Genomic DNA, 11603 nt, shown 5'->3' on the forward strand with positions numbered 1-11603 from the left:
CCTGATTTGCTTTGCATCACCATTGCATTGTGGAATTTTCTAATTCCATTTTATTATAACAAGTGGATTTCAAACTGTCATTTAACACACAGGTTAAAAATTTGGAACTGGCGCGTTCCCTTTTTCATTCAAAGGGAACGCTCTTTTTACTATTTTACTTGCTGTTTTCGCAATAAAGATTGGTCCATTTGGCATTCTTCTTATCCACCTTCAAAGGAATTCCATCTTCTCTCAGAAAGTCCTCGATGTGTACTTTTTTACTGCAAAATGCAGTACAAATGGAATAAAACGCATCAATACTTGGAACCCGTTCCCCTTTCATCCAGTAGTAAACCGCCTGCACAGTTGCCGTTCCTGCAATCATCTGCATATTGGCTATGCTCAGATTTTCATTATCCATAAAATGGCACATATTTTCCTTCACAATCTCTGGGGTAAACCCAGATGTGTTTTTCTTCTCTTTTTCAACCACATTGCTCATTTTGCAGCCTCCATCTGATCAATCAATAACAACCGTTACCGATCACCTGACATCACTCTGCTTTACGAGGCTCTACATTGCATTTGCTTTACATTACGTTACTTATAGCCGCTTCACACTGCATTACTTCGCATTGTCCTATCTTGCATCACTTTACTTTGCATCGCTTTACTTCGCCTTACTTTACTTCGCACCACCTCATCTGATCTTGATTCAGTTATTTGAAGAAGTACTTCTATATTTCTCTCGAGATGAGTATAGTATAGCTTACCGACGTTATGTTCCACTACATATTACCTCTAAAAATTTTTCTTCAGGAACCTGTTTTTTTCTCTCTGGAAGCCCTCAAAAACCTTCGGGGAGTATGTGTACATATCACATAAGCCTTCTTTTGTCAACACAATACGTCTAAAAACTTTTTTCATTTTGATATATTTTTTTCATTCACCAATTGCAAAAAATTCATTTATATAATCTAATTTTGCAGTTCTAAATAACAATCATCCTGTCCACATTTTCCCTGCGTCCGCAGCAAAAGTTCATATTCATCATACTCTTCCATTTGATTTTCCGTTAAAATCGCCTGCAGATTCTGACGTTCCCAGGAAAGGATTCTCTGCTGCACCCATACCCTGCTCCAACGAGCATCCAACACATACTCCCCTTTTTTTATAAAAGAAGATAGAAAAACCGGACACATCCAATACTCTGTCTTCTCATAAATCCTGATCTGAAACTCTTTTTTCTCTTCATAATAAACAAGACAGCCTAACGAAGCGTCTTCCGAACTGTCATTTCTTTTCTCTTTGATCATAAAAACCTTCATAAATTTCCCAACGTTTCCATATCATTTCCCACACTTTTTCCATATAACAGGGCGGCATAACCTGCTCCAGGCCTACAAATATGTCTGCCTTATGTTTCTTCTGAAGTGGATTCACCCTCGGGTACTTATCCTTTGGAATCAAATCCAGGTTTTTTACTGTTGAACAGCTTCCCAGAAAACACTGCACAGGTTTATCCTCAAGCACACTATAATTTCTCATTTCCAAATCACTATGGCAACTGAATAATAGAGATAATCCATGATCAAACAGAGGTGCCAGATAGAATTCCTTTGTCTGATTGTTTTTTACCACTTCCAGATTTGCCCCATGACGGTCTCTGTTCAAAATCAAAAAATCCACCAGCAGCATCTCGTAAACCTGATCTTCCCATCCATTTCGAATACAAAACGAAAGCGGTGTTTCTCCTCCCTTTTTTTCCAACTCATAAAAAGTATCAAAAGCAATCTTACTCTCTTCCTTTTTCCGAAAATCTTCCGAAACACAAAGCCAGGTATCAAGAATTTTATTTTCCAGTTTGATGCTGGCATTTACCAGCTGATAATGCACATGGGGAATGCCAAGTATATCCAACAGCCTGTCTGCAATTAACTCATTCACACTCTCATGTCCTACAATCCCTTTTGCAGGATCGTAAGAAGACAACTTATAATATCGAAAAGGCTTATTCTGAAAATCCACAGCCTTCAAAAAAGATCCGCAAATCCAGCCTGCGGAAGAAATTCGTTCCCAGGATAATTTTCTCAAATCCTGCTTTTCATAAATAATTCTTGTATACATCTGGTGGTCACATCCCCTGCAATTCTCCTTTTTATCAGTGATTCCTCACTACACTACCCTCTCAAATGAATCATATAGCATAACAAATTTCCCCATAATCGCCCTGTCATCATGATAATGGCCAAAATACCACCGGGTAAACTTTGTATTTTCCATAATCTCATCGAAATAATTTGTCAACCGATCCACTTTATACAAACCACATGAAAAAACAGCTGCTACCTGCTGCGGACAGCAATGCGAAATAATAAAATCAACCTGATTCTTATTCGCAGCCAGTACTTCTTTTCCCCGGTTCATCTCTTCCTCTGTTGGTAGCTCCCGCTCCCACCAGGACACGCCTTTGATCCTAAACATCTTATTTTCCTTTTGCCATTTTTTCACAACTTTCCTGAATTCACCTGGTGATTCATAATCGTTCGGATCAAGAATCCCATCCTCCACATCGTGACTGCTTGCTCCTCCAAAGGCCCAGAATCTCTTTCCACAAAATTCAAATACATAGCCTCTCAGCAAGTGATAAACATTGTCCCGTATTCTCTGCGCTTTTCCTCCATGAAAATCTACTGTGTTAAACTCGTCACTATAAAGCCGGTCGAAATTTTCATGATTGCCTGATACGAATACCACTGTTGGCTTAATTTCAGACAGCTTATTAAGTTCTTTCCTCTCGTACCCATCTGAATCATCCCAAATTCCAAAGTCACCGCATACAATAATAAAATCTTCCTCAGTCAAATTTCGCAGCGCACTAAATAACCTTATCTTTCTCCACTCACGGTGACAGTCTCCTGTTATGTACACAGCCATGACTACTCATCTCCATTCTCTTTCGTCATATTCCCACGATAGACCTTATGATATATATTTTCTATGACTTGAATTTTGTCTTTGGAAATTCTCTGCAAAACGCATCATAATTTTCTGTTTCATTTTTTTTGCAAAACACTGCATATTCAATTGAGTCAAAATATCCAGCATACTTTTCCTGAACATTTCGAAAAGCCCTTGCCACAATCATTGGTGGATTACAAAATGCCCCACATCCAAATGCCCCCAGTACAAGAATTTCCGCCCCATTAACAGCCGCAACTTGAAATATATGCTCAATTCGCTTTACAAGAAGATCATATAAATCGCTATTACGAATCTTCGCAGCAGTCTTTCCCGCGTGAGGATTCATGCTGTTACTTGGTTTTCTTCTAAGATTCGGCGCTGCACAGGTCAGAATATCCACCTGATACCAATCCTTCTCATCCATTTTTTCCGGAACTGATGTATCTGTTTTGAAAACCGTAACATCTGGCGTATATATACAGTCAGCATTATATAAAGGATTCTCTGTTTTTCGATGTGGTTCATAAAACAGCATTCTCATTTTCTCACTATTCAGGCATGGATATAACGTACTGCATCTACACAAACACTCCTCCTGTGCTGTACTTCCCCGTGTCACCCCGCCGCCAGGGTTTGTCGCAGATGCAAAATTAAGTACGCAGACTTTTTTACCTTCCCTTACATATTTTGAAGCAGCTTCGAAGCTTCTCTCTTTGGAAATAACAGTTTTACAGTTTAAATTCCGATTCTCTGGAATTGCAATATCATCTGCTTCCAAATACACCTTTTGCATGCAAACAGAATCCGCCACTGCCTTCTTTAGCTTTAAATTATTCTTCATCATATTCACAGAATTCTCAAAAACTTCAATATTTTTTTCTCTTCTATCAAACATAACAAAATCCTTTCTCATTTTCTTTCTCAATTTTTCCAGTTACAACTTTCTCATTTATAAACATTCGGAATTCATTAATTTTTTGATAATTTGGAGTTTCCGAAAGAGAGGTATTTTTTTCATCGTACTCCAGTCTTTTTTCCAACTCTGAAAGCAGATCGTAAAATGAAGAAATTGGTTGTTGGTTCTTGTCTAAGTATTCTCCATTTCTAATATTCATCAGCAAATCATGTTCCTGGTCGCGGTAGGTGACAATTTTCTGATTTTCCAGGATGTCAAAACACATATAATACAGACGGATCAAGTGTGCCATATGCTTTCCCAACTTATTGTGAGCAGCTGCATAGCGATTTCGTCTACCCATTCCCATATAATCTTCATCCATTAATTGAGAAGATTGGTGATCCAGTTTTGTCAATTGATCTTTCGCATAAGCTGCAAAGGAGTGAACAACTCGTTTCGATAAAAACAGCTGTGAATTATTCAAAAGTTCCTGCCCAATAGGGTGAATATACAAATAATGTTCCGGCTTCAATCCCAGCTGTTCCATTACATTTGGATTTGCCTTGCAGAGCAGCTCTATCATTTTATTAAAGCTGTAAATTGTAGTATCTGTATTCGCCTCCACAACCTGACCGAAGTTCTGTAGCCGGAGTATCTCTTCCTTACTGTTCAACGCCACACCCCGAATATCAATATCCGACTTTCCCTCAATATTCATCCCATAACTATAACTGCCGCCCAGACCTAAAAGTATGATGTTCGAACCAAGATGTTGGTTGTTCCTTAGGAAATCATATTCTGGGGTTTTTAACTTTTCCCTGATTTCTTCAACTGTCATGGCTTTATTGCTCCTTTTCCTACCCTTTTCAGATATCTTGCTTATCCCTCTTTATAATAACTTATACAACTTCTTTATCTTTTTCCTGTATGTTTTATTTTCTTTTTTCTTTGATTGATAAGCTAAAATTTTAATCATCTTATCCAGAAATTCTTTTTCTGAAAAATCCTGTTTCATGGCATTACAATGTTTACAGGTACACTGAAGATTCTCAATATCATTAGTCCCACCTTTCGCCAGTGGAATAATATGATCTATTGTAAACAAGTCAAAGCGTACAAATTTCCCACACAGCGCACATCTCCCCTTGGTTTTCTCATACACATTATTTCGCATTTCCATAGAAAACACTTTCCTTTCAACCATCATCTCTACATCCTCGTTTTCATTCCCATAAAATTCAGCAGAAGGGAATTCCACCTGTACCATAATAAATCCCTCCAACTTCCTATTTGCCCGCCTCAGAATATTCCGCGCTTCCTGTTCCGAAAAAACGGTGGCTTCTTCTAATAATTCTGTTTTCGTCACTCTGTTTGTAAACGTGAGACATGCATACTTATCATCCTTGCTCAGAATGTACTTTTCGTTCATCGCTGGTACCCTTTGCATATATGGCATTTTAATAGTATGAAATTCATATAAATAATTATAAAAAATGTGATGGAAATTGTCATTAAACTCATGGTTGAAACAAGCTTTAATTCCAATTCTTATTTTAAATCATTTGTTATATTCAGCAAAACATATAAAATAGTATCATGTAAACAGCATTTTATATTAAATATGTGTTAATATTTTTCTTTTTTCGTGTTATTATAGTTGCAAAATTACCAAGGAGGTCTCTTATGAATAATTTGCCACAAGAAAAAACAATTATAGTTAACAAGCCTCAAAGGCATGCAGGTGTCTATGCAATTCTGAATATACTTGAAAAACAAGTATACATTGGCGAAACCATTGATTTTTACCACCGCATTCCAGAACATATAATAGGAATCTTAGAAAATAGCGATAATGAAAATCTTCTTAATGCTCAGACTCATAATTTTGAAATTTTTGTTCTTCTGGATATGGTAGACACTTATGCAAAAAATAAAAAGAACGAATATTCTCAAGAACAACTCTGGCTTTTTCACGAAACTCTCTATATGTATTTATTCCGTACATATGGATTCAAATTATATAATAAAGTCGGACACGATAATGACAAACGTTCATTCTTAAATAATTCATACGACAATCTTGACGAACTTTATCATGGACTTCAAAAATACTGCCAGGAAAAAAATATTCCAGAAGAAGAAATTTCTAAAGAAAAAATTTTAAAAAATGGTAAAACTCCTCTTCTTTTTCTAGCTAAAAATCAGTTAGAAAAAGATTTTAAAAATTATTATAATGTATCCATATCAGCTATTTCGACTCTATCGCATATAGAATTACAGAAAATATGGAAAAACCGTCTATCTACTGTCAAAAAAAATAATTTGGTTGCAGTCTGTACACTTAAAAATTATCGTTCCGTTTGCAACTCCCTTTTTCAAGTAAAATTACCTGTAAATGAATTAGCAGCATATGGCAGCACTACATCCCCAAATGCCCCAGATAATATGGCTCAAATAAAAGAATTAACGTTAGATAAATTTATTGACTTAATTGATAAAGGTGCTTTTGATCATTGCATTTTTTCAAAATTTGGTCATTACATAACTCAATCTCCAGCTGATATTTTACAGACAAAATTGTATGATTTATATCATAATCATTATAATACCTTAAACTTAGATAAAATTGCTACAATCAACAATTCTTCTAATATATGTTTTTGGGCATTAAAGAGACTCAACTTAGAAGGTACCCGAAAAAACTTACAAGAAATGGAAAAAAACTCTTGCTATGTGATAATGCCTTATACAGCTTCTAAAAACCAATTTAAAAAAGATAATAATACTGCTTCAATTATTTGTAACAAACTTAACAAGGATCCACATGATAGCTGGGCGGATTATTGCAAAAACTTGCACAACGAGCAAAATAATAGTTCCATTATCACGTATTACTCTCTGGATCATAATAAAAAGACTAGAAAAGAAAAAATACCAACTAGCATGATACCACCAATTGCTACCACGTCAGAAAAAATTTATGCGCTGTTAATTTCTGAATTTTTTTATTTAGATCCACAATTTACAGATGATGTCCAATCAATCTATCCTTTTTTTCATTCTATTGACAAAAAAGGAAATATCAAAGAACTTGTTACCACATTTTTGCGTTACACTGGTAAACCAACTTCCTGCTCTCATACTTGCGCAAAATTAAAAGACCGCAATAATTTAATTGAGTACTTAAAGAAATTCAATACCAAAACTGTTAAAAATGATTCTAACGATAAAAACGCTGGTGATACTGCTTTTTTAATAGCAAAACTTGAGTACCCGTATATTATTGCATTACATTAGTCGCTTTTAACAAGTATTTAAGAAGTTATTTCCGCTATTATACTTAGTCATTTTCTTTTCAAATATTTTCAGAGTTCATATTATTGGCTGTCATAAAAACCAATAGTATGAACTCTGCTTTTCATTCACATCGTTCCTATAAGCTCGCTCAGTTCTTTCTTCACTGCAATGGCAGCATATTTTCCAAAATCTTTTCCAACTTGTTCTACAGTTTCTGGTTCTTCTTTGACACAGTCGTAATATACTGCATTGCTTAGTTTTCTCATGATTGTTCTTTGATCAAGCTCTTTCCAGTTTATCGGCAGTTCCTGCTCGTCCACCATTTTCAGGATCAGCTTTCTTACTCTTGCAGTTGTGACAACGGATTCGGTAAGTTCCAGCGCTATGCTCTTTTCATTCCTGTGATCCAGCATTTTCATGCCCCAGCCACCGATTTCCTTTTTCTCTTTAAAGGCCTCTCCGACGATTTTGACATAGAATTGAAAATTCTCATCCGGATCATTCAGACGGGTCATATTTTTTATTACAATTCCTTCGCCATATTCACCACCCAATTCAGTTCGTCCAACTAAAGCTTCAAGTGCTTCCCAAGAGGTAAACGGGCCATCATAAAAAACTGGAACATAGATCAGTCCCAATTCCTGAACTATATTTTTCACCTGGTCCTGTGGAAGAAACTGCTCTGTTTCCGCATTCATAATGTCAAAACAGTATGCATTAAAATACTTTTCATCTGGATACTTTACGGTATGAGGCGCAAGCCATTCCGCGAACATAATCAGATTGTTTCCTAAAACCTTCGCTACCTTTTTCTTATCCAGCTTCTGCGACCATTCCCATGCTCCCAAAAGAGTATTCTTCACGTGAAGTTCAACTCTTCGACTGAAGGAACAAATCTGATCTGTCTCTGCATCATAGCGAAAAGAAAAATTTGCCCCGTCAATCTTCTCTTCTACTACAATACGATCACCTACATGAAAATCAGGTAAGTCATCATCTCTCAGTCTGGAAATTCTTAAATACTGCTTCTGTTCCATTGTTTCACAACCTTTTCTATCAGTTATCTGTAGAAAAACTTTATCATGCAGAGATAGGTTTGTCATTGAACGCGCGGGTTAACTTACTAGCAACAAAATTATCTATCTTCCTGCATTAATTCCAACAGCCGGTTTTTCGCCGCTATAGAGGCAAATTTTCCAAACTCCTTACCCACCTGCTCCACTGTTTCTGGCTCTTCTTTGACACAATCGTAATAGACTGCATTGCTCAATTTTCTCATGATCACCTTCTGATCTAACTTTTTCCAGTTCTCTGGCAATTCTCTTTCATCTACCATCTTTAAGATTATTTTCCTCACCCTGGCAATGGTAACAACAGAATCTGCCATTAACTGTTTCTCATTTTTTACATTGATCTGCTCAATGTTCATTCTGTGTACTGTCTTTTTCTCAGCGAAAGCATCTCCTACGATCTTCGTGTAAAATGGGAAACGCTGGTTTGAATCGTTCAAACGTGTCATGTTTTTTATCACAATTCCTTCTCCATATTCACCACCTAGCTCTGTTTTTCCAACTAAAGCTTCAATGTCTTCCCATGAAGTAAAAGGACCATCATAAAAAACCGGAACATAAATCAATCCTAATTCCTGAACAATCTCCGCCACCTGTTCCTGAGGAAGATACAGACCAGTTTCTGCATCTCTTACATCAAAACAATACGCATTGTAATATTTTTCTTCTGGGTATTTCACCGTATGCGGCACCAGCCACTCTGCAAACAGGATTAATTTGTCTCCCAGGACCTTCGCAACCTGCTCTTTATTTAGTCTCTGTGACCATTCCCATGCACCGGAAAGATTATTCTCCTCATTTAGCTCGAATCTGCGGCTAAAGGAACAAATCCTGTCATTCTCTACGTCATAGCGAAAAGAGAAATTGGCACCATCGATTTTCTCCTGTACAACAATATGATCACCTGCGCGAAAACCTGGCAGATCTTTGGTCTTTAGCCTGGAAATATTCATATATTTTCTCTGTTCCATCTTTACCCTTCCTCCCTGTTTCTTATGTAAAAAGTGTAACATAGAAAACCGGCTTTTTCATTTAACCTGGAGTTTAATCAGCCAGCTTTCTTCCCTTCATGTGCCAACATGAACAACAGCCTTATCTTCAACTACAATAATGTCGTCCATTGCAACATTAAATGCATTTGCTAAAATTACCAGGTTATCTAATGTGGGCAATGCAGCTCCATGCTGCCACTTGTAAATTGCCTGTGGATTTGCAAAACCCAAAATGTTCTGTAAATCTCTTACTGTTAATCCAGCTGCATCACGCAGTGCAGCAATCTTCCTGCCTGTTGCTGCCATATCAATGATCGGAACATTTACCATTTTCTTTTCCTCCTGTTCTGGCAGTTAAGCCAAAACAGAAGGTTCTGACTTAACTGGCCTTAAAATTATAGATTGGTTTCATTACCTCGATCACATCCACGGATTCTCGGATCACGTCGATAATATCCTCGAGGGATTTATATGCCATCGGCGCTTCATCTAATGTTGCCTCATTTACGGAAGTTGTATATATCCCAGACATCGACTTCTTATACTCTTCCATATTTAAAGTTTCCTTTGCCTTTGAACGAGACATAATTCTTCCTGCTCCATGGGGTGCAGAATAATTCCACTCAGGATTTCCTTTTCCAATAGCAAGAACACTTCCGTCCCTCATATTTATTGGAATTAGAACTTTCTCCCCATTGTGAGCAGAAATTGCGCCTTTTCTTAAAATCATCTCTTTCGTATCGATATAATTGTGAATTGTATGAAATGCCTCTCCTGCTTCCAGTCCGGTTCTTTCAATAATAATTTTAGCCATAAGCTCCCTATTTCTGCGGGCAAACTCCTGACAAATAACTACATCATGCAGATAATCTTCCAAATAAGTTCCATATAAATAACATAAATCTTCTGGAACTTGTGACTCCTTTTTCTCCCAGCGAAGCTGTTTTAATGCATTCTGGATTTCATTTCTTCGGCCAGCAGCCTTATATTCAGCTATAATGGCATCCCGTTTCTTAAAATATTCCTCTTTACCAGAATGTAGTTCGATAGCTAATTGCTGATATAATTCAGCTACCTGTTTCCCCAGATTTCGGCTTCCGGAATGGATCACAAGATATTTCGCTCCATCCTTTGCTTCATCCACTTCAATAAAGTGATTGCCTCCCCCAAGCGTTCCAAGACTTCTTACCAGGCGTTTGGCATCCTTTAAAAAACGGTAACATCGAAGTCCGGTCAGATCATACCTCTCCTGCCTCCCGTCCCACACATTCGTTCCAGACGGAATAAAGTGTGCTGCTTCGTCCAGTCTTTCAAAATCAATAGCCATTTTTCCCAAGTTCACGGTGTACATGCCGCATCCAATGTCAACTCCAACAATATTGGGAACTGCACGGTTCTTAATTGTCATTGTCGTCCCAATGGTACAGCCTTTACCAGCATGAACGTCTGGCATAATCGCAATCCTGGAATCTTTGGTAAATTCATAATCGCACATTCTTCGGATCTGCTCGATGGCTTCGTCCTCTATGACTTTCGCATAACAGAATGCTGTATTTACTTTTCCTTTAATTTCAAACATATTATTCTCCTTTCCCTGCTAAGGTCATTTGATAAATACTCCACATGAGATTCGAACTCACAACCTACCGGTTAAAAGCCGGTTACTCTGCCAATTGAGTTAATGGAGCAGGACAAAAAAATACCGCCTATCTTAATGTGCCTTTACACAAGATAAGCGGTTCGAAATGATTCATATCGCATATTACCAAATTCTAATCTGGCTCTATCCTATACCATATTCTTTCCCCCATATTGCCTATCTGATAAAAAAAGACACGAAAGAAACTGTGCTCATATTTTCGTTCGAGCATAGCTTTTAAATTGCGTTCTTCTTTCTGGTAACTAGCAATATGTGTTGTAAACATAGTTCTCATTTCCTTTCCCGGCATTGGATACCGCTTTTCATCTTTCTATATGATACTTTATCACAAAATATTTTTATTGTCATTAAACTCATAGTTTAATATTTTAATGTATTTTTGATTTCTTTTTAATTAAAACAAAAAAGCTGAAATATCTTAATTTATAAGACATTTCAGCATTCGTAAAGCAGGGGATGAGAGAATCGAACTCCCACCAAAGGTTTTGGAGACCCCTATCATACCATTTGACCAATCCCCTATTTTATGAAGAAAAGTGACTATTACTAGTCACATCTCTTTAAAAGGTTTTGTACCTTCAAAACTACATACATGCTACATCCTAATGGAATCTTTTTTAACCTTGCGAATAAATCAGAAGTTCCATCTCACCTCGTTCAATGGAACGACCTGCGCACTTTGCGCTTAGGTCAAGCCCTCACCCTATTAGTAACAGTCAGCTCCATGTGTTACCACACTTCCA

The 11603-nt window shown here is 37.1% G+C and carries 12 protein-coding genes and 2 tRNA genes; 1 reads left to right on the plus strand and 13 read right to left on the minus strand.

All coding sequences use genetic code 11. The features are described from left to right. Window positions 1-154: 154 nt before the first annotated feature. The 7 genes from LIQ05_RS17520 to LIQ05_RS17550 form a co-directional block, all read right to left on the minus strand. On the minus strand, window positions 155-481 hold the full coding sequence (locus LIQ05_RS17520; RefSeq protein WP_226822692.1) for a hypothetical protein: 327 nt from the start codon (window positions 479-481) through the stop codon (window positions 155-157). A 475-nt stretch (window positions 482-956) separates the two neighbouring features. Then, a complete protein-coding gene (locus tag LIQ05_RS17525; protein WP_226822693.1) occupies window positions 957-1295 on the minus strand; it encodes a hypothetical protein in 339 nt (112 codons plus the stop codon). Then, the gene (locus tag LIQ05_RS17530) at window positions 1273-2106 is read right to left on the minus strand and encodes a hypothetical protein (protein ID WP_226822694.1); all 834 of its coding nucleotides are present in this window, start codon (window positions 2104-2106) and stop codon (window positions 1273-1275) included. Before LIQ05_RS17530 ends, LIQ05_RS17525 begins: the two co-directional genes overlap by 23 nt. Window positions 2107-2154: 48 nt before the next feature. Next, a complete protein-coding gene (locus LIQ05_RS17535; protein ID WP_226822695.1) occupies window positions 2155-2916 on the minus strand; it encodes a metallophosphoesterase family protein in 762 nt (253 codons plus the stop codon). Between the two features lie 61 nt (window positions 2917-2977). Continuing rightward, window positions 2978-3838: a TIGR02452 family protein gene (locus LIQ05_RS17540; protein ID WP_226822696.1), complete on the minus strand. Its 861-nt coding sequence runs from the start codon at window positions 3836-3838 to the stop codon at window positions 2978-2980. After that, window positions 3831-4679: a DNA polymerase beta superfamily protein gene (locus tag LIQ05_RS17545; RefSeq protein WP_226822697.1), complete on the minus strand. Its 849-nt coding sequence runs from the start codon at window positions 4677-4679 to the stop codon at window positions 3831-3833. Before LIQ05_RS17545 ends, LIQ05_RS17540 begins: the two co-directional genes overlap by 8 nt. Before the next feature lie 51 nt (window positions 4680-4730). Next, a complete protein-coding gene (locus tag LIQ05_RS17550) occupies window positions 4731-5108 on the minus strand; it encodes an HNH endonuclease (protein WP_226822698.1) in 378 nt (125 codons plus the stop codon). A gap of 416 nt (window positions 5109-5524) precedes the next feature. Between LIQ05_RS17550 and LIQ05_RS17555 the strand changes: the two genes are divergently transcribed. Beyond that, a complete protein-coding gene (locus tag LIQ05_RS17555) occupies window positions 5525-7138 on the plus strand; it encodes a GIY-YIG nuclease family protein (RefSeq protein ID WP_226822699.1) in 1614 nt (537 codons plus the stop codon). Between the two features lie 125 nt (window positions 7139-7263). Here the strand turns inward: LIQ05_RS17555 and LIQ05_RS17560 are convergent, their stop codons facing one another. From LIQ05_RS17560 to LIQ05_RS17585, 6 genes are all read right to left on the minus strand, one after another. Beyond that, a complete protein-coding gene (locus LIQ05_RS17560) occupies window positions 7264-8175 on the minus strand; it encodes an RNA ligase family protein (RefSeq protein WP_226822700.1) in 912 nt (303 codons plus the stop codon). Window positions 8176-8273: 98 nt separating this feature from the next. Next, complete coding sequence (locus LIQ05_RS17565) at window positions 8274-9179, minus strand: RNA ligase family protein (RefSeq protein WP_226822701.1); 906 nt, start codon at window positions 9177-9179, stop codon at window positions 8274-8276. Between the two features lie 96 nt (window positions 9180-9275). After that, the gene (locus LIQ05_RS17570) at window positions 9276-9530 is read right to left on the minus strand and encodes a helix-turn-helix domain-containing protein (RefSeq protein ID WP_226822702.1); all 255 of its coding nucleotides are present in this window, start codon (window positions 9528-9530) and stop codon (window positions 9276-9278) included. 49 nt (window positions 9531-9579) lie between these two features. Then, a complete protein-coding gene (locus tag LIQ05_RS17575) occupies window positions 9580-10779 on the minus strand; it encodes an RtcB family protein (RefSeq protein ID WP_226822703.1) in 1200 nt (399 codons plus the stop codon). Window positions 10780-10815: 36 nt separating this feature from the next. Further along, window positions 10816-10888 (minus strand) — tRNA-Lys (locus tag LIQ05_RS17580). Window positions 10889-11310: 422 nt separating this feature from the next. After that, window positions 11311-11381 (minus strand) — tRNA-Trp (locus LIQ05_RS17585). Window positions 11382-11603: the final 222 nt, after the last annotated feature.

Origin of the sequence: Blautia glucerasea, from assembly GCF_020537505.1 — a bacterium.
Lineage (GTDB): Bacteria > Bacillota > Clostridia > Lachnospirales > Lachnospiraceae > Blautia_A.

Bases quoted from the DNA above. Each gene is read 5' to 3' on its own strand.
- LIQ05_RS17520 (WP_226822692.1), bottom strand. From the start codon at position 481: ATGAGCAATGTGGTTGAAAAAGAGAAGAAAAACACATCTGGGTTTACC.
- LIQ05_RS17525 (WP_226822693.1), bottom strand. From the start codon at position 1,295: ATGATCAAAGAGAAAAGAAATGACAGTTCGGAAGACGCTTCGTTAGGC.
- LIQ05_RS17530 (WP_226822694.1), bottom strand. From the start codon at position 2,106: ATGTATACAAGAATTATTTATGAAAAGCAGGATTTGAGAAAATTATCC.
- LIQ05_RS17535 (WP_226822695.1), bottom strand. From the start codon at position 2,916: ATGGCTGTGTACATAACAGGAGACTGTCACCGTGAGTGGAGAAAGATA.
- LIQ05_RS17540 (WP_226822696.1), bottom strand. From the start codon at position 3,838: ATGTTTGATAGAAGAGAAAAAAATATTGAAGTTTTTGAGAATTCTGTG.
- LIQ05_RS17545 (WP_226822697.1), bottom strand. From the start codon at position 4,679: ATGACAGTTGAAGAAATCAGGGAAAAGTTAAAAACCCCAGAATATGAT.
- LIQ05_RS17550 (WP_226822698.1), bottom strand. From the start codon at position 5,108: ATGGTACAGGTGGAATTCCCTTCTGCTGAATTTTATGGGAATGAAAAC.
- LIQ05_RS17555 (WP_226822699.1), top strand. From the start codon at position 5,525: ATGAATAATTTGCCACAAGAAAAAACAATTATAGTTAACAAGCCTCAA.
- LIQ05_RS17560 (WP_226822700.1), bottom strand. From the start codon at position 8,175: ATGGAACAGAAGCAGTATTTAAGAATTTCCAGACTGAGAGATGATGAC.
- LIQ05_RS17565 (WP_226822701.1), bottom strand. From the start codon at position 9,179: ATGGAACAGAGAAAATATATGAATATTTCCAGGCTAAAGACCAAAGAT.
- LIQ05_RS17570 (WP_226822702.1), bottom strand. From the start codon at position 9,530: ATGGTAAATGTTCCGATCATTGATATGGCAGCAACAGGCAGGAAGATT.
- LIQ05_RS17575 (WP_226822703.1), bottom strand. From the start codon at position 10,779: ATGTTTGAAATTAAAGGAAAAGTAAATACAGCATTCTGTTATGCGAAA.